Below are 23677 nucleotides of genomic sequence, written 5' to 3'. Positions count from 1 at the left end.
GTGACCCGTGCTGGCTCTCATTATCCAGAACAAGGCGGACTGCTCGTTCACGTACTTCAGCGGAAAACTTGTTCGTCGTTTTGCTCATGATGCTCCATCCTACTCAGGAGTTGGAGCCTCCGGCAAACCCGGGGCGGTTCAATGAGGTCCGGCGTCAACCTCACGATGCTTTCCAGAGCTGCATGGCGCTGATCCTCTGAGGAGCGATAACAATCGCCAAAGTGGTCGCGGTCAAATCTCTTGGCGTTGGCAGTGAGGGGCATTGTTGAGCTCGCAAATCCGAAGAACCCAACGGTACGCGATTCTTGTGTCACTCGAATAGATCAATGTGAGGAACGAACACTGCGCCGTAGATTGACCTTCCGCAGAGCCCGCGCCATCTATTGAGGATGCGTTTTGTTGAGAGGAAGGTGTCATGAGGTACAGAAAGCCAATTCTGAAAGTGGTCAACGTGGGAGTGTGGACTGCCGCCGCCGCGATCCTGAGCGTTTTGCCCTTGGCGACTGAGGTTTATGCGCAGGCGCGACCGGATACGCGCACCATGACATGCGCTCAGGCTCAGGCCCTCGTGAAACAGCGCGGAGAGATCGTGATGACCACTGGGCCGAACACCTTCGAGCGGTTCATCGCGGATGCACGTTTTTGCTACTCGCGGACACCACTAACGGCACCGGCTTTCGCTCCGACGAAAGACAACCAGAAATGCGCGGTTGGAAAGCGCTGCCGCCAGCAGCGCAACTATCGTGATTAAAAAAGCGCTCTGGATTATCCAGAGCGCTTCGGTCTTGCTTCGAGATGTCGGCGGTCAGGCCCGAAGGGTACCGCCCGTCGCCTTTTGAACAGACGCAATGATCTTCTGGCCGATAGCCTCGATCTCTTCGTCGGTCAGCGTCTTTTGCTTTGGCTGCAGTGTGACGTCGATGGCCAGGGACTTGTGATCTTCCGGAATGCCCTTGCCTTCATAGACGTCGAACAGAGTCACGTCGGAAATCAGGGTCTTCTCCGCACCGCGCGCCGCCTTCAGAAGCGACTCTGCCGACACGCCTTGGCCAACTACAAATGCAAAGTCACGGCGGACGGGCATGAGATCAGAAGCGTTGAGCGCACCCTTTGAGCGATTTGCCTTGCCTTTTGGCTGAGGTAAATTGTCGAGGTAGATTTCGAAACCTACAAGCGGGCCCTCGATGTCCAGCACACTGAGCGTGCGCGGGTGGATTTCGCCAAAGACGGCAAGGGTGTTCTTCGGTCCGAGCTTGAGCGTTCCCGAACGTCCGGGGTGGAAGTAAGTCGGCGCATCAACATAGACCTGCAACTTGTCGACGGGTGCTCCAGCCGCCGCGAGCGCAGCCAGGGCGTCTGCCTTCGCATCAAATACGCTCACTGTGCGGGCTGGCGCTGACCAATGGCGCCCCTGGCCTTCAAGGACTGCGGTGCCGCGGCGGATGCCGGCGGCGACCATCTTCTGATCAGTTGGTACGTCGCCTTCAAAGATCTGCCCGACCTCGAACAGCCCGACGTCGGGAAAGCCGCGATCGGCATTTCTTTGACCGGCCGTAAGAAGACCCGGCAACAGGCTGGGGCGCATTTCGGACATGTCCGAGGAAATCGGGTTGGCGAGCGTCAGCTCGGGCTTTCCGCCTCCGAATGCCTCAGCTTCCGCTTTCGCAATGAACGACCACGTCACAGCTTCGTTCAAGCCTCTTGAGGCAAGCGAGCGTCGGGCCCTGCCGCGTCGAATTTGTCCGGGCGTCAGAACTTTGGCTCCAACGTTGCCCGTGCGAGGCAGCGGCGTTGACGGAACCCGGTCGAGACCGATGATCCGAACCACTTCCTCGACGAGATCCGCCTTGCCCTCGATGTCTGGGCGCCAGCTGGGTGCGGCGACCTTGATCGTCGGGCCAGAACCGGAAACCCAGAAACCCAGTGCCTTCAAAACGACGTTGATTTCCGCGACGCTGGCATCGATACCGGAAAGACGTTTGACCTCGGAAAGAGGGAATTCGATGATGTTTGTGTCGTCGGGCACCTTGCCAGAGACGACCACTTCCGATGCCTCGCCACCGCACAGGTCGAGCACCAGTTTGGTCGCGGCTTCAAGTCCTGGCAGCATATAGTCAGGGTCGACGCCGCGCTCAAAGCGATAGCGAGCATCGGTGTTTACGCCAAGCTTACGGCCTGTAGCAGCGATTGCATCTTCATCCCAAAGAGCAGACTCGATCAGGACGTCGGTGGTTTGTTCCGTGCAGCCAGAAACTTCCCCGCCTAGGATGCCGCCAAGGCTTTCCAGACCGTTGTCGTCGGAGATGACGCAAATGCTGTCATCCACCTCGTAGGATTTGCCGTTGAGACCTTCGATGGTCTCGCCCTGAGCACCCCTGCGGACAACGAGGTCGCCCTTTACCTTGGCCGCATCAAAGACATGCAGCGGGCGTCCCTGGTCGAAGGTCATGTAGTTCGTGATGTCGACGAGTGTGTTGATCGGGCGCAGGCCGATGGCCAGTAGGCGATCCTGCATCCACTTTGGAGAAGGTCCGTTTTTGACGCCTTTGACCAACCGCAGGCCAAACGCCTTGCACAGCGGCTTCGTTTCGCCAAAATCAAGTTTGACGCCAGTTGGACAGGGGAATGCTCCGCGGACCTGATCGTGGCTTCGTTCCTTGAGTCGGCCAACGCCGGCAGCAGCCAGGTCTCGTGCAATGCCGTAGACGCCCGTACAGTCAGGCCGGTTCGGTGTCAGGCCAATCTCAATGATCGGATCGCTCAAGCCCGCCCATTCGGCATAGCTGACACCTACTGGTGCGTCCTTGGGAAGGTCAATGATGCCGTCATGCTCTTCTGAGAGCTCAAGTTCACGCTCCGAACACATCATGCCGAAGCTCTCGACGTCACGGATTTTGCCGACGGACAAGGTCACATCAAGGCCTGGTACGTAATCTCCAGGACGACCCAGAACACCAACAAGACCTGTTTTTGCATTGGGAGCGCCGCAGACGATCTGCAGCGGCTCACCTTCGCCCGTATCAACCTTCAGGACACGCAGCCGGTCGGCGTTCGGATGCTGTTCGGCTTCGAGCACTTTCGCAATCTTGAAATGAGAAAGCTTGGCCGCGCGGTCCGTGACCTCCTCGACCTCTAGCCCGATCATGGTGAGCTTCTCGACGATTTCATCAAGGCTCGCGTCGGTTTCAAGGTGTTCCTTCAACCAGGACAGGGTGAACTTCATTGTTCTGCTCTTTTGTTTTGAGTCGGTGCCGGTTGCATGACACCGAAAAATTCAAGTTTGAGGTCGCGCGCCAATCTCTATTGGGTATGAAAACGCTCAATTTCCGGCAGTGGTGATGCATCACTGTAATTTTCGGCAAAGCGTCTGCCGATGGAGGACAATTCGGTCGACCATGCAATGACCATTTCAGGTGTGATGTCTTTGCCAGTGGAAATGACCTGAGCTGCTTCCGCTTCAATCCGGTCGCGCAAAATGCCCAACTCAACTTGAGCCGAATATTCCGCGCGGTACTTGCCGAGCCAGCCAATCGCCATGACGCCGATGACGAGCAAAAGAGCAGCCGAAGTAGTCAAACTTGCCCATTTGGCAGTGCCTTTTATCCGGCGATCGCTCGCGACAAGGACAATGGAGACGATGGTCAGGAAGGCAACGATGTAGATCGCGGAAAGAAAACTCTCGTATTTCTCGGCGCTGGCTTCTTCATGTGATGCCCTCAGGCCGGTGATCCGGTCCCTGAGATACAGCAACGCGTCGGCCTGAGGACCAAGCTTCTCTCGAAAATACTCACCGCAGAACCGAAGTCGGCCGCGCGCTTCGATCTTCTCGGCGCAGGCTTCCAGAAAGGAACTGGGGCTTGCGACGCGCTCAGTGCTTTCCTTGGTCTGCGCGTAGGCATTCGGAAGTGCGGCGAGACCAATGAAAGATGCGGCAAGTACGGTGGCAATCAGGCGGCTGATCATCGACATTTTTGATCCAGAGCCTCTACGGTTCGAGAGTGAGCGGCGTCTGCCGACTAGGATGAAAGACCGCCGAAGAGGGTCGGCAGATCAAGCGGACGAAAGCCGTAGTGCTGGATCCAGCGCACATCGGCGTCGAAGAAGGCGCGCAGGTCAGGCATGCCATACTTCAGCATGGCGAGACGGTCGATGCCGATGCCCCAGGCAAAACCCTGATAGACATCCGGATCGAGGCCGCAGTTGCGCAGGACATTTGGATGGACCATGCCGCAGCCCAGGATCTCCATCCAGTCGTTGCCTTCGACGATTTTTACCTCGCCGCCGGAGCGGTCGCACTGGACATCCACTTCCATGGACGGCTCAGTGAAAGGAAAGAAACTTGGCCGGAACCGGAGTGTCACGTTGTCGACTTCGAAGAACGCCTTGAGAAATTCCTCTAAGGTTCCTTTGAGATGACCGATGTGGCTGGCCTTGTCGATGACCAGACCTTCGACCTGGTGGAACATCGGCGTATGTGTTTGGTCGCTGTCACAGCGATAGGTTCTGCCCGGAATAATGACACGGATCGGCGGTTCTTGATTCCGCATCGTACGGACCTGGACCGGGGACGTGTGTGTACGAAGCAGCAGTCGCTCACCGTCTTCTTTCTCGTTAAAGAAGAACGTGTCATGCATCTCTCGGGCGGGGTGGCCTTCCGGGAAATTCAGGGCGGTGAAGTTGAGCTCGTCGGTTTCGATATCCGGGCCTTCCGCAATCGCGAAACCCATATCGGCAAAGATTGCGGTCAACTCGTCCGTCACCTGACTGACCGGATGGATGCGGCCGCTTTCAATCGGACCTGCGCGCAGCGGCAAGGTAACGTCGACGCTTTCGCTGGCGAGACGAGCTTCGAGAGCTGCTTCCGCGAGAACAATCTTGCGCCCGGCGATAGCTTCTGTAACCCGCGCTTTGAGTCCATTCAGGGCAGGACCCATCGTCTGGCGCTCTTCAGGGCTCATCTTTCCGAGCGTTTTCATCTGCTCGGAGATCTTGCCTTTCTTGCCGAGGGCCGAGACACGGATCTCTTCAAGTTCAGCTTCGCTTGCCGCGCTTTCGACGGCGGCCAGAAGTTCTGTTTCAAGGGTGTTCAAGTCGGACATGGGTGCTCGATGTATCGTGCAGCGCTCTCGCGCTCTTCGGTCGAAAATGAGGTCGACGGATCTTTTAGCGAAAAAAGACCGCCGATGCCACGGGGCACTTTACAATAAGTCCAGAAGTTTCATCCGCTAAGTATGAGGATCTGAACCAGGGAGGTGTCGCTCAGCCTTTAGCGACTGCAGTGAATCACCATCGGTCAAGATTTCTTGACGAATTCCGTAAGGATCACGATACGCTGGTCGTTGACCCGTCCCTCAATCTGCTCTGCATTATCATGGACAAGCGATATGTTGCGCACTGCGGTGCCACGTTTCGCGGTAAAACCAGCTCCCTTGACCTTTAGATCCTTGATCAAGGTCACGGTATCGCCTCCGTTAAGGACGGCTCCATGGGTGTCCTTGTGGATCACAGCGGCGGCGTCATCGTCTTCTGATTTTGTCGCACTGGACTTTGCCCAGGCCAATGTCTCGTCGTCCAGGTAGAGCATATCCAAAAGGTCTCTTGCCCACGCCTCTTCAGGTAGCAGGTTCAGCAGACGCCAGGCGGTAACCTGAACGGCGGGTTCTTGGCTCCATGCGCTGTCGTTGAGGCAACGCAAATGCTTCGGATCAGGAGTGCTCTCTCCCTGGATTTGTTTGGTGCAGGTTTCGCAGGCTAGAATTGCCCCTTCGGCTTGGTCGCCTGCACCGCCTTCGACGTTCATGGGCGACAGCCCAACGGTATTCGCGCAGATCTCGCAGATGTCTCCGGCGCGCACGCGGAGTTCCGTTTCCAGGCTCATTGATCAACTCTTCATAAAATGACAACGCCGGCAAAGCCGGCGATGTTGAATGGGTAATAAGATGATGCCCCTGTAGCAGCGCTGAAGGCTGCTTAGTCGTCCATCTTCAGAGCTTGAATAAAGGCTTCTTGCGGAATTTCGACCTTGCCGAATTGACGCATCTTCTTTTTACCAGCCTTCTGCTTTTCCAGCAGTTTGCGTTTACGGGTGGCGTCACCACCATAGCACTTTGCGGTCACGTCCTTGCGAAGAGCCGACAAGGTTTCACGGGCAATCACGCGGCCACCGATCGCGGCCTGGATCGGGATCTTGAACATGTGGCGGGGAATCAGCTCTTTCAGCTTCTCCACCATCGCCCGGCCACGGCGCTCTGCCTGGCTGCGGTGGACAAGAACGGAGAGTGCATCGACAGGCTCTTCGTTGACCAGGATCGACATGCGGACGAGATCGCCTTCCCGGTATTCAGAGATCATGTAGTCGAACGACGCGTAGCCCTTGGAGATTGACTTCAGGCGATCATAGAAGTCGAACACCACTTCATTGAGCGGGAGATCGTAGGTCAACATCGCTCGGCTACCAACGTAGTTCAGGTCGATCTGGATCCCGCGGCGCTCCTGACAGAGCTTCAGGATGCCACCGAGGTAGTCATCCGGTGTCATGATCGTGGCACGTATCCAGGGCTCACGGATCTCGTTGATTTTCACCACATCAGGCATGTCGGCCGGGTTGTGCAGCTCGACTTCGGTCTCATCTGTCAACGTCATCTGATAGACAACGGAGGGAGCTGTCGCGATGAGATCAAGATTGAATTCCCGCTCGAGCCGCTCCTGCACGATCTCCAGATGGAGCAGGCCTAGGAAGCCACAGCGGAAGCCAAATCCGAGTGCCGCAGAGGTTTCCATCTCATAGGAGAAGCTTGCGTCGTTCAGGCGGAGCTTGCCCATGGCAGCACGAAGGTCTTCAAAGTCATTGGCGTCCACCGGGAACAATCCGCAGAAAACCACTGGCTGGGCCGGTTTGAAGCCCGGCAATGCTTCTGCGCAGGGCTTCTTGTCGAGCGTGATCGTATCACCCACGCGCGTATCGGCGACTTCCTTGATGGAACCGGTGAAAACGCCGATCTCGCCCGTCTTCAATTCTTCGACCTGCAGGAACTTGGGGGTCATGACGCCAACACGGTCGATGTCATAGGCGGCGCCAGTGCCCATCATCTTGATCTTCTGGCCCTTTTTCAGGGATCCGTCGATGATGCGAACAAGGACCATCACACCCAGATAGGTGTCATACCAGCTGTCGACCAGCATTGCCTTGAGTGTCTCATCTGGATTGCCGACAGGAGCCGGTAATTTTTCGACGATCGCTTCCAGCACGTCATCGACGCCCAGGCCCGTCTTGGCGGAGATCATGCAGGCTTCAGACGCGTCGATCCCGATGACGTCCTCGATCTGCTCCTTGATCCGATCTGGCTCAGCAGCGGGCAGGTCGATCTTGTTGAGCACGGTGACGATTTCGTGGTCGTTCTCGATCGCCTGGTAAACGTTCGCAAGGGTCTGGGCTTCAACGCCCTGACTGGCGTCGACCACTAGCAGAGATCCCTCGCAGGCTGCCAGTGACCGGGAGACCTCATAGGCGAAGTCGACGTGACCTGGGGTGTCGATCAGGTTCAGAACATACTGCTGTCCGTCCTTGGCATTGTAGATCAGTCGCACGGTCTGCGCCTTGATCGTGATGCCGCGTTCGCGTTCGATATCCATCGAATCGAGAACCTGAGATGTCATCTCGCGGTCGGTCATTGTTCCTGTCATCTGGATCAGTCGATCGGCAAGCGTGGACTTGCCATGGTCGATATGAGCCACGATGGAGAAATTGCGGATGTTGGAAAGTGTCTTCGTCGTCATGGCGACCGTTTAGCATTGAGAAGCCGGATCGCAAAGGAATTTGGCGCTGGAATTCGGCTCTATATGCGGATTTTCGATCATTGAGGGCGGTTGTCGCGTGGCTTCTAGGACGCTGCTCCACACCCTCCTCTCTTCTGGCACTCCGTGCCATTACGTTTAGCCCGACAAATTATCGGTCAAAATCTTGCCAAGTGAGCGGCATTCATGAGCAACCTCGTTGGCGAATTCCCTCATGTGTGTTTCATCCAATGTCGCCTTGTTTCGTACGACAAGTGCGATGTCGCGATGTAGTGGTTCCTGATCCCTTGGTTTGATTTCGGCGAGCTTGCCGGTGTCCAGAGACGATGAAACGGCAGAGCGAGCGAAGAATCCAATCCCTTCGCCTGCTTCGACGAGGATCTTGCCTGGATTGGTAGGAAGCTCGACCTGGACGGGAGCATTCAAAGCAAACGACATCGCGGTAGGAGGGGCGATTTGCCACCAGCCAAGATGGAGGTAACGCGGGGCTGTTTCCAGGATTTCTGTCATGGAGGGGGAGGGGCCAAGTTTACTCGCAAGCGTCGGCACAGCGACAAGTGGGGCATCCTCACGGACGATCAGCAGAGGCTCAGCACTGGTCAAAATCGGATCAAGGTTTGGCCAGCACATGATCGCCAGATCGACTTCCTGCTCATGAAGCATGGTGGCGATTTGATTGTGCCGGCCCTCTCGGACAACAACATCAATGATGGGGTTGCGCCGCTGAAAGCGGAGCAGAGCTTCACTAATCAGGGGCATGATCATGGTTGATAGGGAGCCGACCGAAAGCCGCCCGCGTTCTGCCCGTCGCAAGGTTTCGCGAGCCTCCTGAAGCACGCTGAGCATACGCCTGCAGTAAGGAAGAAAACCAATTCCCTGATCCGTCAGTTGGATCTGGCGTCCTCGTAGGAAGAGTTGTGCACCCAGAGCGGCTTCCAGGGCTTGTATGCGCATTGAAACGGTTGCCTGCGTGACATTCAACCGGGCTGATGCCTTTGTGAAACTGCCGTCTCGAACGACTCTGTCGAAGGTTCGTAGTTGGTCTATATCCATAGGAATTTCTTATTTGAGAGATAATTTCTTTTGTTTTTTTATATATTACAATGAGGGAGGCTAATGTGAAAAGGGTTTCTCATGCTTCTTCGGCAAGCTAGTCTTGAAGACCTTCCCAGTCTTCTCGATATCCACAACAACGCAGTAAAGACCTTAAAGGCGATCTGGACCGACAAGTTGGATACGCTCGAGGATAGAACGACCTGGTTTAAGGAGCGAACACAGGCAGGCTTTCCTGTTCTGGTGGTGGAGAACGACACGGGTGATGTGATCGGGTACGGCTCTTTTGGTCTGTATCGACCCAAAGAGGGGTATCGTCTGACAGTTGAGCACTCGATCTATATTTCACCTCAGGCAAGAGGCAAAGGCGCAGGCCGCTTGCTGCTCGATAAGTTGGTCGAAGTGGCTCGGAGCCAAGGGTATCATGTGATGTTGGCATCAGTTGATGGTGAGAATGCCGGTTCCGTTGCGCTGCACTTGAAGTTTGGTTTTAAATCAGTGGGGCGCATTCCTCAGGTTGGCATGAAATTTGGCCAGTGGCTTGATTTGGTGTTGATGACCCTCGTCCTGGATGACCGAGCACGGCCACCGCAAGACCAAGAAAAGAGATAGGGCTACTGCGCAGCGAGTACGGTCTTACAGCTTTTGGGCAGTGCACTGAGTGCCATTGGTCTCTTTTTGACGACCTTGGGTTCCTTGTTCGGATCCTTCGGCTTCTTTGGTACCCATGGCACATCAGACAGCCAATAGGTTAGCTCCTTCCCGCAACCGTCGCCGGGAGGTGGAGGGTTCTGGTTCTTGCATCCCTTGCTGTCCCTTGGACAGGCGAGGCGCACATGGAAGTGATAATGGTGTCCCCACCAGGGACGAACCGTTCTCAGCCAAGACCTGTCTTTGCCGGTTTCAAAATCGCAAAGCGCCTTCTTGATGGTCGGGCTGACGAAGATCCGGGCAACGCGTTCGTCTGAAGCGGCTCTGCGGATGAGTCTTGCGCGCGAATCGCTCCATTTGCGCGGGTCGACCCTTCGATCTGCATCCTTGACATCAAGTGGACCCTTTAGCATCGAAATCGCAGATATTTCCTCACGTTCCTTTGCCGTTAAGCGCCGATCAGGCATCTCAGTCAGCCAAATGTCAGCATCAAGGCCAATCTGATGGCTCGCGTGACCCGACAGCATGGGGCCACCGCGTGGCTGCGCCAGGTCGCCGACCAGCAATCCGCGCCAGCCGAGAGACGGCGCATCGTTTGCCAAATCCTTGAGGAATTGCACCAGGTCCGGGTGGCCCCAGTTGCGGTTTCGTGACAGGCGCATGACTTGCCAATTTGCACCATCCGTTGGCAGAGCCGCGCCGCCCGCAAGGCAACCTTTCGCATAGGAACCAATAGCCCGTGCAGCAAGAGGCGCGGCACTCTTCATAGCTCCGAAATAGAGCTTCGCAGGTTGGTCGTCACGCAGCACGACTTGCTGCTTTTTGTGCGAACGTGCGTTGGGTGCTGATGGCGTCGCTTTTTGGGCAGGAACCGGTACGGCCAGAATTCCACTCGAGGGTTTCTCGGATGGCAATGGGATAGCGCCTGCCGACACCGGGAGTGCTGCGATCAATGCCATGGACCAGATGAACTGCTGGCGAACAAATTGTAAGGACGTTCTCACCAATTTTGATCCCTTATTATGCGGCAGAAACATGTTTGCCTGGCCTTGGCTACGTGGAACGTCAGGATCTACCTGCCTTAGCTGAAATGAGAAGCTCAGCGATCTCATCAAGGACAAGGGTCTCATCGCGAATAATTCGGTCGGCCGCCCCGTTCAGCTGCAGAATATTGCCAGGCCGTGCATTGTCCATCGCTTCGGCTTCGGCCGGGATATCGCCATCTATTCGAATATACCGCGTTTCGCCAAGATCGGTGAAAAGGCAATCGGCTTGATAACTCGCGGTCTGCGATTGGCCGTCGGTGAAGATTGAGAGGATTGGAACCCCGTTTGAAGGCAGCATCCAGCCGAGCGCTCCCCAGCCCGCCGCTTCCCGATAGTTGAAGGAACGCTCTGGCGCGTGACCGGTACCAAGCGAAATGAGCGTGATGTCTTCTGCGGCCCAGCCCATCTTGCGCGCTTCGATGTAGGCCGCGATTGCCGGGTCGTTCATGAAGACGCCGCCATCAACCAGCACATCTTCGCTGCCGCGGGTAAGGTTCTCGACCTTGGCTGGTTCGAAAAAGGATGGCGCGGCAGTTGTCGCGCGCACGGCCTGCCAGAGATAGTAGTCGTCGGGCTTGCTGCCGTCGTGCTGACGACCATTTGTCATGAAAACCGCTTTGCGTTTCTCGATATCGTATGCGGTGAGCACGAGATGGGTGAGCGCGCTTGCCATGGAGGTCCAGCCAAAGCGCTCTTTCAAAATACTCTCCAGTGGTCGTGCATCATATCTTTCGTCGAACAATCCGAAGGGATTGGTCACGAAGCGCCCGAGTTTATTGCCTATCGAATGAGTGAAAATATCGCGCGCATCGCGCTCATAGAAATCTCTGAGTGCGCCAAGCGTTACAGCTGCTTCGCCCTTCGCTCCTCCCGGCTTTGGTGCCGAGAGTCCCGCCGCGATCAAGCCGCCGGTGGATGTGCCGCAAATGAGGTCGAAACACTGGTGCATCGCGAGCTGGACACCCTTGTGCGCCATGCGGCTTTCAAGGCTTTCCAAAATACGGATCGGAATAAGTCCGCGTATCCCGCCACCATCAATTGACAAAATGAAGTATTTTTCTCGAGCCATGCCACTCTCTTCAACACAGTGAATGGAAATTCAGGCGCTGGAGCTGCGCTTCTTTAACGTTGCAAAATCCTCTTTCGCAATTGCGACACTGCCATGGCGGTCCGGCATGTGTCTGCACAAATTTCGGCGTTGGAAAAGAAGCGGTAAAAGCGGGTCATGATGTTTTAAAGGTACTTCACTCCGGCCAGGTTTTATGCCGCCACTTCCAACACGATCAGCTTCTCGATAGGGTAGCATACCGTCCCACACAACAATACAGGGCCCCCATGAACATCGACCTACTGCGCCGACTTTGCGAGACGCCTGGAGTTCCAGGCCACGAACACCGAGTACGTGAACTGATCCTGTCCGAGATCGAGGGCCTCTTTGACGAGGTCACTGTGGATCCCATGGGGTCGCTCTTGTGCAAGCGAAACCCGCGCAAAGCCACCAAGAAAAAAGAGCCGCCCAAGAAGGTCATGCTGCTCTGCCATATGGATGAGATCGGTTTTCTGGTGTCCCACGTGACCGAAAAGGGCTTCCTGCATGTTCAGCCGGTTGGAGGTTTCGATCCGCGGAACCTGTTTTCAAGGCGCGTGCTCGTCTCAACTGACGACGGTGACTACAAGGGGGTGATGAACCCGGGTGGTCGGCCAATTCATATTTCCTCTCCTGAAGAACGAAAGAAAATCCCGGAGCCGGCAGACTTCGTCGTGGACTTGGGCATGGGAGAAGAAGCTCAGGAAAAGATCAGTATTGGCGACATGGTGACCATGGATGAGCCGCTGATCGAGATGGGTGACAAGATCGTTTCCAAGGCATTGGACAATCGTATTGCATGCTGGCTCGGTATTGAGGCCATTAGGGCTCTTGGCAATTCAAAGCACGCCTGCGAAATCCATGTTGCATTCACCTGCCAGGAAGAGGTTGGCTTACGCGGTGCCCGGACCGCAGCCTTCGCGATCAAGCCGGACATCGGCTTTGGCGTCGACACGACGCTCGCCTGCGATACACCGGGTGTGCCGGAGCAGGATCGGACCACAGTGCAGGGCGAAGGCTTCGGTCTTCACGTCAAGGACTCGAGCTTCATTGCCGATCGGGATCTGGTGAAGGAAGTCGAGGCACTGGCTGTTAAGTCAAAAATCCCGTTCCAGCGCACGATGCTTAAGGCTGGCGGTCAGGATGGAGCAGCGGCGCAACAGGCTGCGGCGGGCGCCAAGGCCGTCGGGATCGTCGTCGGTACAAGGTACATCCACACCGTCACGGAAATGATCCATCGTGACGACCTCAAGGCGGCTTGCGATATCCTGGCGGCCTATCTGAAAAAGGCCTGATCTATCAAGCGAAGCCGGCGAGCAAGTTTCCGACTTGGTCGCCGGTTCCTGCATAGGCGGAGCTGACAGAGGCGCTCTGATAGCTTGCGCTCACGTTGCCGAAGTCGGCCTCAACGTTCGACGCACTTGCTGAACGAACCGAAAGACCGGTCGCGCTGTCATAGGACACGCGCTCGTAGGAAACGAATTCTGCGGAGATCGTGTTGCCGCCAATCTCGGCTTCGATCGTGGTCGTTGAAACTGTCGCGCTCTCGTAGGAAGCCGAAGAGCTGGATGCCGTACCCTCTTCCATGCCGAGCGCGGATTTCAGACGGCCAGCTGTCTTTTGATAGTCTTCGATCTTGGCCAGCGCATTTCTTTCGCTGTCCTCGTCGCTCTCACCTCTGCCCATCTCCACAGCGGTCTGCAGAGCAGCGATGACAGAGGCATCCTCTTCCGCCTTTTTGGAAGCAGCTTCGAGAGCAGTTAAAGCGGGAGCGGCGTCGTTTTCCTGATCCGAGCCAAGCTGGGCCTTTCCCGATCCTGACTGGAAGGAGGCTGTGAGGATGCTGGTGCTTTGGGTCGTCGTTTCGATGGAAAGCTGCATGCTAGCCTCGGGCAAAGGGATAGACTTCTCTAAACGTAAGCCTCGGCTTAAATACTTAAGAACTTGTTAACTCCTTCGGCGGCAGGCCGCCGAGTGCTTTCGCCAGGAACCTGCCTGCGATGACCATCCCGCGCTCGTCAATGGTGTGACCCAAGTTGTCGAGAAGGTGGCTCTCGACAGAGATGTTTGCCCCGAGCAACGCTCTTGATGCGGCATCAAGGTGATGAGGGTCAACAACGTCATCGTCCTGACCATGGACCAGGAGGACGGGCGTTTGGCTTTGAAGGTCAGCAAGGCGGTCCGCGCCAGGCAGAAGGCCTGAGTAGGCAATCAGGGCCGCGGGAGGGTGCGGGCGGCGGAGGCCGACCTGCAGCGTCAGCATTGCCCCCTGGCTGAAGCCAATGATCGCCAGGTCGTTGTCACTGAGGTCGAGCGCGGACAGCTCCGCGTCAATAAAGGCATTGAGTAGCGGTGCAGAGGCTTCTGCACCAATGCGGTATTCCCGCAAGTCACGTTCCTGAAGAGCAAACCATTGACGCCCACCAACCATGTCTGACGGGAGATGCTCAGGCGCATCCGGGGCTACAAAGGTGGCGTCAGGCAGGACTGCGGACCAAGCACGACCGAGATCAATCAGGTCCGCGCCATCGGCTCCGTATCCGTGCAGGATGATGACAAGCTGTTCTGCTGGCTTGCCGGACGCGGGCGACAGGCGCGGTCCATTCAATGTGACTGGTGTCATGAATTATCAACGTGAATCAAGCAACATCGAGCTATTCGGCTGCTACGAGAGGAGGGGCGTTCCAGGCACCACTTTCGATCTCTTCGATTTGCTTGTCGATCTCTTTGATGACAAAGCGCGAAAATGGCCCGAGATGGACATATAGGGCGAGCATCATCATCACGGGTTTGATTGCGCGGAAATTGGTGAAAGCTGTCGCGGCCAGGGTGCGCCAGAAGGGGCCGCGATAAGTCGTGTTTGTAAAGGTCATTGCCCAGACAAGTCGCCCGAACATCTGCAAGTCGTGGAAAAGGCCTGCACCGAAAAGCGACCCGTTTGCGCCTTTCATGTTCAGCATCTTTGCAACCTTGCGAACGCGCCTGAAATAGGCTTCAGGTCCATAAACTCGATCAATGACCGTTTTGAAATCACGCAGGATCGCTGCTCGATCGCGATGCGTCTCAAAGTTCAGGCCGGCCGTACATTGATCACCGGCCTCTGTGTCAGGGTCATCTGTCGCAAAATCGGCATGTAGCCGACCCTCCGATGCCAACCTGCGGGTGAGTTGGGTGTTGGGAAGGGCATAGAGCAGACCCGTCATGGCGACCGGTATGGCCGCTTCCTCGATCAATTCTGAAATCTCTGTCGCGACCTGGTCGCTTTCTTCATCAAACCCGACGATGAACCCTGCGAGGACGAAAATGCCGGCGTCGTAAATTTGATGAACGCTTTTTGCGATGTCTCGACGCGTGTTTTGTTTTTTGCGGGTCGCTACAAGAACTTCGGGGTCCGGGCTTTCAATCCCGATAAAGACGGAGAAGAAACTCGCGGCTTGAAGTAGCGACAACAACTCCTTGTCATCAGCGAGGTTGAGAGATGCCTCGGTCGACATTTCGAAGGGATAGTTCTTGTCCTTTTGCCAAGTGACAAGATCAGGGAGGAAGCCCTTCACGGCCTTCTTGTTTCCGATCAGATTGTCGTCGACAAAATCGACATGTCCGCGATAGCCAAGCTCATAAAGCCTGTCGAGCTCCGCCAGCATTTGCGCATTGGTTTTGGTGCGCGGGCGCCGTCCGTACAATTCGATGATGTCACAGAATTCACAGGTGAACGGGCAGCCGCGCGAGTATTGTACGCCGATCTGCACGTAGTTCTTGAAGGTCAGCAGGTCGAAGCGTGGAATCGGGCTGGTGGTAACGTCAGCCTTGAATTTTTCTGCGGTAAAACATCCCTCACGTTCGCCAGCCTCCCAGGCTGCGATGAATGCGTCGAGAATGCCCTCAGCTTCCCCCAGAACGCGAAAGTCTGCGCCAACGTAAATGTCCGGGCTGGAGGTCGCGTCGGGGCCGCCGACGACAACCGGAATGCCTTTGGTCTTGCAGGTGCGGATCATTGCGAGAGAATCTGCCTGTTGGGGCAACATGCCACCGGTCATGACCATGTCGGCCCAGTCCAGTTCTTCTTCCGAAAGATCCTCGGTGTTTCGATCGACGAGTCTAACGCTCCAGGTTTCCGGCAGCATTGCGGCGACTGTTATAAGACCAAGCGGCGGAGCGGGATATTTTGCCCCGACCATCTCGCAGGTGGCGCCGTAGTTCCAAAAAGAACCAGCATTGAAGCGGGGATAAACGAGCAAAACATTACAAGCAGCGGTCATCATGAAATCTCCCAAAGGCAAAAAGGGAACGAAAAAAGACCGTTTGTAAGTAGCTTACTCAAGAATGTGGGCGGAAAAAGGAAAACCTGACATCAAGATAAAACAAAAAGGGCGGCAAAGCCGCCCTTGGGGGTGTGTAACGTAACTTTACTTTACAGGACTTTCAGGTCTTCGGCCATTGCGCGACCTCGGCGCCACTCGAGATCGTATGCCACGAGTTGGCCTTCGCTCAAGGTGTCAATCCCGGACCGGTGAAGTGCGGATATATCGACGAGGATATCTTCTCCGTCTTCCGGTTCGATCGTGCCGACTCCGCGGCGAATATCGAACCATTTCACATTGCCATGTTGCATGGACTTCTACTTTCCAAATTCAAACTCAACTCATCTCGAACGCCGGAAGTGTACTCCAAATTTTCAACGTCTTGATGACAGGTATTATTGTAATAAATGCGCTCGCCCGAATGGCAGCGGCAGATTTAACCAGCGTTTCGCATATCTATTAACGTAGCGTTTGTGATGTGTAGATCGCTGGCTGGAAACAGGAGAAATGTCTCGGTGTCGAAATATATATTCTCCAACTTTGTCAGATAAGTAGTCTTTCTGAGAATACAAGAGTCAGCCTTGCGCGGGCCTTGCGTAAAATTATAAGGCCCGCGCGAACGACTTTAAGTGTCTTGAGAGCTGATCTTATCCTGCGAGCTCGCCGCGGATCGCGTAGCGAAGAATGTCAACCACTTGGGCTGACGTTTCGGCAACAGCAAGTGCGGCCGCATCTACCTCTTTCAAAGGGTGTGTCAGCGCAGGATCGTGAAGAACTATGAGGCTTTTGCCAAGAGCAGCCGCATAGCCGGCATCAAATGCTGCGTTCCATTGCTTGTATTTGTCACCGAAGCGAACGACGACAATGTCAGCTTTCTCTATGAGCGTGCGCGTGCGGATGGCATTCACTTTCGCGCCTTTGTTATCGTACCAAAATTTCTTTTCCTCATCACCAAGAATGCGGGCACCGCAGTCATCGCTGGCGCTGTGGTCGGTGACTGGAGCGCTAAACGTCACGGGCAGATCAAGAGCTTCAGCGCCCTCTTTGATCTGCTCACGCCAATCTGTATGGATCTCGCCTGATAGATAGACAGACCAATTCGACATTTCCGTATCCCTTCAAACGCCTTGTATATGGAGATGCCAAGCTGCAGGTGATCCCGTATGTCTGTCAATATCGTTGCATGGGCCAACATGTCAGTGTCATGCCGCGCCAGAAACGAGATACGACGATTTGAGCCGAAAAACCGCTTGTGGGTTGTGCAGCGGGCATCTACCTGTCTCTTGGCAACGTCTGGCGGGTGAAGTCACTATTCCCGAATGGCGCTGCTGTCCCGCCGTTGGTCACATTTCAGAACTAAAGGATCTAGTCTATGTCCGCGCTTTTGATTGGCGATGAAGCCCCTGATTTCGAAGTCGACACTACGGATGGCGTCATCCGCTTCCATGACGTGATCGAAGGCTCCTGGGCCGTTCTTTTTTCCCACCCCAAAGATTTTACGCCTGTCTGCACGACAGAACTGGGCATGACTGCAAAACTGAAGGATGACTTCGACGCACGCGGCGTAAAAGTGTTTGGTGTATCGGTTGACCCGATTGACGATCATCGGGCCTGGATCGGTGACATTCAGGAAACGCAGGGTGTCGCACTGAATTTCCCATTGATCGCCGACCCGAAACGCGAAGTCGCGACGAAATACGGCATGATCCATCCAAATGCCAACGACACGCTGACAGTCAGGTCCCTTTTCGTCATCGGTCCGGACAAGAAGATCAAGCTCAAGATCGAGTATCCGGCTTCAACTGGCCGCAATTTTGACGAGGTGATGCGCGTCATCGACTCCCTTCAGCTCACCGCAAAGCACAAGGTTGCGACACCTGCGAACTGGAAATCCGGTGAGGACGTTATCATTGTTCCTGCTGTGAGTGATGATGAGGCCAAGGAGAAGTACCCAGAAGGCTGGAAAACCTTGAAGCCTTATCTGCGCATTGTCCCGATGCCAAAATAGATTACGGCAGTAGAAACCAAAACACCCGCGGCGTGCCGCGGGTGTTTCAATTGGAAAGAGCGTCTGCCCGTGGCTTTAGGCTGCGCGAACCTGAGACAGGAACTGGTGCATTGCATCGCGAAGATGGGTGCTGCGCTCATGCAGCTCTTCAACAGAGCTGCGCATGTCCGAACTGAGGTCTCCGGTCTTGCTGGCAGAGGAACTCACTTCAGTGATTGACTGAGAAACGCCGAGGGTTCCATCGGCAGCCTCTGTCACGTTGCTTGCAATCTCGCTCGTTGCCGCATCTTGTTGTTCCGTCGAAACGGCCATCTGGGATGTGCGTTCAGCAATTGAGCGAACCATGTCGGCAACGCTTGCGGTCGCAGAAATGCTGTCGTCGGCTGCTTCGCGCATTTCGGAAATCTGACGGTCGATTTCTTCGGTTGCCTTTGATGTTTGCTCTGCGAGCGCCTTGACCTCTGATGCGACGACCGCGAAACCCTTGCCTGCGTCACCGGCACGAGCGGCCTCGATGGTGGCATTCAGCGCCAGCAAATTGGTTTGCTCGGCTATGTCAGTGATCAAGCTGGTCACATCACCGATTTTTGCGACCACTTGCTGGAGCGTCGCTACGGCCTGATTGGACCGTTCAACTTCTGTCGATGCGTCATCAGCGAGTTTCGAAGACGCACGAACCTGTTCGTTGATTTCGCGAATGGAGGCTGAAAGTTCCTCGGTCGCACCAGCCACTGTGTTCACGTTCCCCGTTGCCTGTTCGGCCGCAGCCGAAACAGACATTGCTTGCTGGGTCGTGCCATTTGCAATGTTGAAGAGTGTTTCCGACTTCTCATTCAAGCTGCCAAGAGAATGGATGATCTCTTCGCTGGCACCCATCACCGTTGCCTCGAATTCGGCGGCAACGCGATCCATCTCAGCTTGTTTTTCGACGTCGGCATTTTCACGCTGGAGCGCGGAGTCGGCTTCCAGGTCACGGTTCTTGATCAGGTTCATGCGGAATATTCCGAGTGCGCCTGCCATCGTTCCGATCTCGTCGGACCGGTTGCCAAAGTCGATTTCCTGGGTGGTGTCCCCCTTGGCCAGGCTGTCAACGATACGATTGAGTTTGCTGAGTGGACGCGACACCAGAGTGTTGTTGATGAAGCCGAGAATGACAGCAAACGCCACGATAAGAAGGGCACTTGTCAGGGCAATGCTCTTCACGAGCTGAAGTTGCGCATCCTGTGCACCAAGGAAATTGCTTTTGCTTGTCTCTAGCGCGTCAGTCAGGCGCGCCGCGGTCGTCTCGATGTCTTGCATCAAGGCGCGGCTTTCTGGTGTCAGCTCCAGTGCGCGGGCCAGATCAACCGTTTCGGGCGTGCGCATGTAGCCGACCTGCTTTTGCACGAACGTGCCGTACCAGGTCGACCATGCGGTCCGCATTTCATCGAGTAGAGCAGCCTCTTGGGGAATGGTGCTCTGAATATCAGACTTCAGGCTGTCAAAACGCCCTGCAATATCTGAAGAAAGGTCGGCCGAGCGGTCACGCCAGTCGCGGTCACCGGTGAGCAGAAAGGTCTTCACTGCCAGCGCCTGGTCGTAGATCTCGCTCTTGAGTTCAAGTGACTGTGTGGTTACCGAGCTGACTGTCGATGCCGCATGCACCTGGTCGAGTGCCGAAACGGTTTTGAAATAGGTCAGGCCACCGGCAATGGCACCGATCAGCGCCAGAATCGAAAAAGCGGCTGCGCCTTTTTTGGTGACGGAGATGTTTCCGAGCATGATGGGGTCTCTTTTCTTGTCAGCTTGCCGGCATGCTGCGGCGTTGCAGCTCGGTGAGGTTGACCTCGACGGTCGCAGAACCGATCGCTTTCGTCTTGGCTTCGTTGGCCAGCGCAAGGTTCAGCTGGGCGCGCCAGATCATACGATCTTCGTCCCATTCTGCTTCATCGATAAATACAGCGTCGGGGCCGATGTCGAAGGTCTTCTGAAATTTTGCTTCGTCGCCTTGCCAGTAGTCGCCTGTAATTGCGCTCTGTCCGACGTTCAGGCCATTGGCGTCCATGACAAACAGTTCGGTAAACAGCCCGACACTCTCGGCTTGAACACGAAGAAGGTATATCGACAGCGGAGCACTGAGCGTTGCGGAGATCAGCGGTTTGTCGTCATTCTCGCGTTCCGTCCGCCATTGGCCGTCGAGAGCATCGATCTCATTTTGCTGGAGCGAGCCCCTGAGGTCATTCTGGCTTTCGATAGAGAGAGCAACAATCGGGTTGCCTAGCCATGCACGCACACTTTCTATGAACGCTGGATTGATAAGGCTCTCCGGGTCCGGAGCCGGGGGCTGAGCAAGGCCCTGATTCGGTGCAAAGGCGGCCAAGAGCGCCAAGGCTGCAGTTGTTTTGAAATTTGTCATCCTGAACACCCTTTGATGTTTTCAGGCTGATCATGCGTCTTAAATGATTAACGACTGATTTTTATGCAGTGCAATTTGACTATGTTCGGCAATTAACACTGTAAAAAGTGGGTTTCTGACGCAGGAAATAGAATGTGAATGCTGATCGATTTCTTGTTTTTTGCTCTAATTGTCAAAATTAACAATAATGATACTAAGTGCATTCTTGTAATTCGAGAATTTGAAGTTGTAATTCAGTTCTGCCTTTACGCGCGCATTTGAGACCCTTTTGTTTTCTCCGTAGAACGAGCGGGCCATGGGCGTCAGATCCGCAGTCTTGAAGGGAACCTCTGGAGGTGGCGCAACACCGAGCAATTTTGCGGCATAGGTCACCACATCCTGTGGCGGCGCGGGCTCGTCGTCCGTCACGTTGTAAATGCGCGTTTTCGGCTGCTGCATGGCAGCTTCGAGGGCTCCCGCAATGTCATCCACATGGATGCGGTTAAACACCTGCCCCGGCTTGATCAGTCGGCGCGCTTTGCCCTTCTTGAAGTTCTCAAAGACATTCCGCCCAGGGCCATAGATGCCAGACAGTCGGAAGATCTGGACGGGAAGCCCATAGGTCTCAGAAAATTTCAGCCAGGCGTTTTCTGCTGCAACACGCTGAACTGAGCGCTTTGACACAGGCTTGCAGGGTGTGTCTTCATCGACCCAGCCCCCATCGTGATTGCCATAGACGCCGACAGTCGAGAGATAGCCGATCCATTGCGGACTTCCGGCAGCTACGTCATGGCCATGATGCTGCAAGACGCGGTCGCCGGTCTCATCAGGGCCGATTGAGATCAGGACATGAGTTACCGTCTTGAGAGCAGCGGCGATGGCCTCCGTCGGCTCTTGCCCGTCAAATAGAAATGGCGCAATGCCTTCGCTGTTCAGACGTTCTGCCTTCTCGGCCGAGCGCGTCGTTCCGCCGATCCAATCAAAGCGGTCTTTCACCCGCTCGATAAAAGCCTGTGATGAATAGCCGATGCCAAAGACGAATAAGCGCATCAATTCAGCCTCAAAGTTTCAGGTGCGGGCGGCGTATTTCGTAAAGGCAGATGCCCGTGGCCACGGCAAGATTCAGGCTGTCGGCTTGGCCGGCTTGAGGGATCCGGATCAAGGTCTTGCAGGCAGCCGCCATCTCGTCACTCAGCCCGTGTTGTTCATTGCCCATAACAAGAAGGACAGATTCGCCATATTCCGGCTGTCGGTAGTCGACGGAACCTTCGAGATGCGTTCCGGCGACAGTCCCAGGCCAGCTTTTGAGCAGTCCTTTGAACTGCGTGGCGCTAGTCTTGACGACGGGGACGTGAAACAGGGAACCCATCGTTGCCCGAACGGTTTCGACGGCAAACGGGTCAGTGCAGTCGTCGATCAGGATCACGCCACTCGCGCCGACCGCATCAACGGTGCGTATGATTGTGCCGAGATTGCCCGGATCACGCACCCGGTCGAGCGCGACCCAGACGGAAGACGATGCGGGGTCTATGGCCTCCAGTGCGTGAAGCTTTTGCTCATAGACGCCGACGACCATCTGCGGATTGTCTTTACGGGTCATCGCAGACATGACGGCAGTATTGACTTCAAGGATCAATGCGCCCTGCGCTTTTGCCGTTGCAGCCGCTTTCTGGGCAATCGGGTTCTCGCGCGCTTCCGGACCCAGGGCGAGATACCGGACACCCCACCCGGCTTCGAGTGCATCCGTCGCCAGCTTCAGGCCTTCGGCGACGAACAGCCCGGATTGCGTCCGGTGCTTTCGCTGGGAAACCAACCCTTTGATTTCCTTTACGATAGGGTTGGAGTGGCTCGTGATTTGTTTCACCGAACCGATGCGCTTTGGCTTGTCGCTCATTGGCTACTCCACCTCGAAAACAGTGAGGTCGACAGGGCGCGTGTGCTGTTTTCTTCCCGGATCACGAGTTCGCCCGACTCCAGTAGCCCGCCCTGTTTGGACAGTGTTTCAGCCATGAGTTCGTGAATGGAAACGAAGCTCGACCGGATGGCATAGGCCGTGAGGATCATGAAGAGAGCGTCTTTGGAAAGAAGCTGCTGCAATTGCTCCAACATGCCAGGAAGGCTCGTGTAAATGTCCCAGACTTCGCCTTTGGGGCCGCGCCCATACTTCGGCGGATCGAGAATGATGCCGTCATAAGTGTTGCCGCGCCGGACTTCTCGGGCGACAAACTTGGATGCATCTTCGCAGATCCAGCGGATCGGAAGGTCCTCAATGCCGGAAAGACTCTGGTTCTCTCTCGCATAGGTGATGGCCTTCTTGGATGCGTCGACATGAGTCACATGCGCGCCTTCCGTTGCAGGAAGGAGTGACGCAAGTCCGGTGTAGCCAAAGAGGTTGAGGATTTTCGGCTGCTTGTCGGGCGCACGGCGTTTCTCTGCGCGGATCTGTTCGGTCACCCAATCCCAATGGGCAGCCTGCTCGGGGAAGACACCAACATGTCGGAACGACATGAAGCGCCCCACGTAGCTGACCGGCCCGTAGGACATGTTCCAGGTCTCGGCGACGTTGCCGGAAAATTTCCAACGCCCGGGTCCTTCCTCATCGGTGTCTCCCGTGAAGATGGCGTCGGCGCGATCCCAGGCCGAAGACTTCAGCTTTGGCGTGCCCATGGCCTGGGGTTCCGGTCGGATGATTGTGTACTGACCATAACGCTCCAGCTTGCGGCCATGCCCCATGTCCAGCAGGCGGTAGTCTTTCCAACCATGCGTTTCCAGGATGACCGGCCAAGTCTGTTTGGGAGGCTGGCCGGGGCGGGGCAAGGCTGTTTCCGTCAAGGTGTCAACTCGGAGGTTTGTTGTTTCATCTCTTGCGAGGCCTTAATCTTGATATCTGCGCGGGTCAATCGCGAACCAGACAATTGGTGTGCTTCAGGAGATTGTAGAGACAAATGCAAGAAAGCGGGAGCCAGATGCCTGAAACAACACGTGCATGTTTGGATAAACTCCCTCCTCATGCTGCCGGTTCGCTCGAAAGACTGCGCCAGGTGATCCTCGAAACCGTGGAAGATGATCCTGCCGTTCCCCAACCAATCGAAACGCTCAAGTGGGGCGAGATTGCGTTTGTCCCGACAACCAAGACCGGTGGCACTACACTACGCATCGCTTGGAAAAAGAAGAAGCCGGATCTTGTTGGTCTGTTCTTCCATTGTGGAACAAACGCATCAGAGCAAATACATCAATTTGTTCCCGAGGAGTGCGAACTGGACGGGCGTCGAGGAGTCCTGTTCCCCCTGGCCAAGCCGCTTCCGGAAGCAGCGATAAAAATGATTGCTGCACATGTTCTTACCTATAGGCGTCGTTGACCGG

At 55.6% G+C, this 23677-nt stretch carries 23 protein-coding genes; 5 read left to right on the top strand and 18 right to left on the bottom strand.

Going from position 1 to position 23677, the window contains the following annotated elements; all coding sequences use genetic code 11:
- The first annotated feature begins 415 nt into the window (after positions 1-415).
- Entirely contained in the window at positions 416-751 is a 336-nt protein-coding gene (locus ABJZ52_RS12640) for a hypothetical protein (protein ID WP_348192797.1), read from the top strand.
- 54 nt (positions 752-805) lie between these two features.
- Here ABJZ52_RS12640 and pheT read toward each other — a convergent pair whose 3' ends face one another.
- From pheT to ABJZ52_RS12610, 6 genes are all read right to left on the bottom strand, one after another.
- Positions 806-3223, bottom strand: a complete 2418-nt coding sequence (gene pheT / locus ABJZ52_RS12635; protein WP_348192794.1) for a phenylalanine--tRNA ligase subunit beta — start codon at positions 3221-3223, stop codon at positions 806-808.
- Between the two features lie 77 nt (positions 3224-3300).
- The gene (locus tag ABJZ52_RS12630) at positions 3301-3969 is read right to left on the bottom strand and encodes a phenylalanyl-tRNA synthetase subunit alpha (protein WP_348192792.1); all 669 of its coding nucleotides are present in this window, start codon (positions 3967-3969) and stop codon (positions 3301-3303) included.
- A gap of 47 nt (positions 3970-4016) precedes the next feature.
- A complete protein-coding gene (pheS, locus tag ABJZ52_RS12625) occupies positions 4017-5099 on the bottom strand; it encodes a phenylalanine--tRNA ligase subunit alpha (RefSeq protein WP_348192789.1) in 1083 nt (360 codons plus the stop codon).
- Positions 5100-5293: 194 nt separating this feature from the next.
- Positions 5294-5878, bottom strand: coding sequence for a PhnA domain-containing protein (locus tag ABJZ52_RS12620; RefSeq protein WP_348192786.1), 585 nt, complete (start codon positions 5876-5878; stop codon positions 5294-5296).
- A 92-nt stretch (positions 5879-5970) separates the two neighbouring features.
- The gene (gene lepA, locus ABJZ52_RS12615) at positions 5971-7776 is read right to left on the bottom strand and encodes a translation elongation factor 4 (RefSeq protein WP_348192783.1); all 1806 of its coding nucleotides are present in this window, start codon (positions 7774-7776) and stop codon (positions 5971-5973) included.
- Positions 7777-7932: 156 nt separating this feature from the next.
- Positions 7933-8847, bottom strand: coding sequence for a LysR family transcriptional regulator (locus ABJZ52_RS12610; RefSeq protein ID WP_348192780.1), 915 nt, complete (start codon positions 8845-8847; stop codon positions 7933-7935).
- 81 nt (positions 8848-8928) lie between these two features.
- On the opposite strand from ABJZ52_RS12610, the gene ABJZ52_RS12605 reads away from it, so the two are divergent.
- Positions 8929-9459, top strand: coding sequence for an N-acetyltransferase family protein (locus ABJZ52_RS12605; protein WP_348192778.1), 531 nt, complete (start codon positions 8929-8931; stop codon positions 9457-9459).
- 2 nt (positions 9460-9461) lie between these two features.
- On the opposite strand, the gene mepA is transcribed toward ABJZ52_RS12605, so the two are convergent.
- Both mepA and ABJZ52_RS12595 read right to left on the bottom strand, forming a co-directional pair.
- Positions 9462-10502 (bottom strand): penicillin-insensitive murein endopeptidase, encoded by a 1041-nt coding sequence (gene mepA / locus ABJZ52_RS12600; protein ID WP_348192775.1) that lies wholly within the window; start codon positions 10500-10502, stop codon positions 9462-9464.
- A 61-nt stretch (positions 10503-10563) separates the two neighbouring features.
- Positions 10564-11613, bottom strand: a complete 1050-nt coding sequence (locus tag ABJZ52_RS12595) for a patatin-like phospholipase family protein (protein ID WP_348192772.1) — start codon at positions 11611-11613, stop codon at positions 10564-10566.
- Positions 11614-11879: 266 nt separating this feature from the next.
- Here ABJZ52_RS12595 and ABJZ52_RS12590 point away from each other — a divergent pair, with 266 nt between their 5' ends.
- Positions 11880-12926 carry a M20/M25/M40 family metallo-hydrolase gene (locus ABJZ52_RS12590; protein WP_348192770.1) on the top strand — a complete coding sequence of 349 codons (1047 nt, stop codon included), beginning with the start codon at positions 11880-11882 and terminating at the stop codon, positions 12924-12926.
- Between the two features lie 4 nt (positions 12927-12930).
- On the opposite strand, the gene ABJZ52_RS12585 is transcribed toward ABJZ52_RS12590, so the two are convergent.
- The 5 genes from ABJZ52_RS12585 to ABJZ52_RS12565 form a co-directional block, all read right to left on the bottom strand.
- Positions 12931-13512 carry a hypothetical protein gene (locus ABJZ52_RS12585; protein WP_348192767.1) on the bottom strand — a complete coding sequence of 194 codons (582 nt, stop codon included), beginning with the start codon at positions 13510-13512 and terminating at the stop codon, positions 12931-12933.
- A 55-nt stretch (positions 13513-13567) separates the two neighbouring features.
- Positions 13568-14254, bottom strand: a complete 687-nt coding sequence (locus ABJZ52_RS12580) for a dienelactone hydrolase family protein (protein WP_348192765.1) — start codon at positions 14252-14254, stop codon at positions 13568-13570.
- 31 nt (positions 14255-14285) lie between these two features.
- Positions 14286-15893 (bottom strand): B12-binding domain-containing radical SAM protein, encoded by a 1608-nt coding sequence (locus ABJZ52_RS12575; protein ID WP_348192763.1) that lies wholly within the window; start codon positions 15891-15893, stop codon positions 14286-14288.
- Positions 15894-16042: 149 nt separating this feature from the next.
- Entirely contained in the window at positions 16043-16243 is a 201-nt protein-coding gene (locus ABJZ52_RS12570; RefSeq protein WP_348192760.1) for a cold shock domain-containing protein, read from the bottom strand.
- 336 nt (positions 16244-16579) lie between these two features.
- A complete protein-coding gene (locus ABJZ52_RS12565; RefSeq protein WP_348192757.1) occupies positions 16580-17038 on the bottom strand; it encodes a YtoQ family protein in 459 nt (152 codons plus the stop codon).
- A 266-nt stretch (positions 17039-17304) separates the two neighbouring features.
- On the opposite strand from ABJZ52_RS12565, the gene ABJZ52_RS12560 reads away from it, so the two are divergent.
- Positions 17305-17940: a peroxiredoxin gene (locus ABJZ52_RS12560; protein ID WP_153770550.1), complete on the top strand. Its 636-nt coding sequence runs from the start codon at positions 17305-17307 to the stop codon at positions 17938-17940.
- Positions 17941-18015: 75 nt separating this feature from the next.
- Here ABJZ52_RS12560 and ABJZ52_RS12555 read toward each other — a convergent pair whose 3' ends face one another.
- From ABJZ52_RS12555 to ABJZ52_RS12535, 5 genes are all read right to left on the bottom strand, one after another.
- Complete coding sequence (locus ABJZ52_RS12555; RefSeq protein WP_348192753.1) at positions 18016-19701, bottom strand: methyl-accepting chemotaxis protein; 1686 nt, start codon at positions 19699-19701, stop codon at positions 18016-18018.
- Positions 19702-19720: 19 nt separating this feature from the next.
- Positions 19721-20335 carry a hypothetical protein gene (locus ABJZ52_RS12550; protein ID WP_348192750.1) on the bottom strand — a complete coding sequence of 205 codons (615 nt, stop codon included), beginning with the start codon at positions 20333-20335 and terminating at the stop codon, positions 19721-19723.
- Positions 20336-20500: 165 nt separating this feature from the next.
- On the bottom strand, positions 20501-21364 hold the full coding sequence (locus ABJZ52_RS12545) for an SDR family oxidoreductase (RefSeq protein ID WP_348192748.1): 864 nt from the start codon (positions 21362-21364) through the stop codon (positions 20501-20503).
- A gap of 10 nt (positions 21365-21374) precedes the next feature.
- A complete protein-coding gene (locus ABJZ52_RS12540) occupies positions 21375-22208 on the bottom strand; it encodes an RNA methyltransferase (RefSeq protein WP_348192746.1) in 834 nt (277 codons plus the stop codon).
- Positions 22205-23131: a class I SAM-dependent methyltransferase gene (locus ABJZ52_RS12535; RefSeq protein WP_348192743.1), complete on the bottom strand. Its 927-nt coding sequence runs from the start codon at positions 23129-23131 to the stop codon at positions 22205-22207. Before ABJZ52_RS12535 ends, ABJZ52_RS12540 begins: the two co-directional genes overlap by 4 nt.
- A gap of 149 nt (positions 23132-23280) precedes the next feature.
- On the opposite strand from ABJZ52_RS12535, the gene ABJZ52_RS12530 reads away from it, so the two are divergent.
- On the top strand, positions 23281-23673 hold the full coding sequence (locus tag ABJZ52_RS12530) for a hypothetical protein (protein ID WP_348192741.1): 393 nt from the start codon (positions 23281-23283) through the stop codon (positions 23671-23673).
- Positions 23674-23677 lie beyond the last annotated feature (4 nt).

It is taken from the genome of Roseibium sp. (genome assembly GCF_039982295.1).
In the GTDB taxonomy this organism is placed as follows: Bacteria; Pseudomonadota; Alphaproteobacteria; order Rhizobiales; family Stappiaceae; genus Roseibium.
This window is presented reverse-complemented; position numbering and strand designations above follow the sequence as displayed.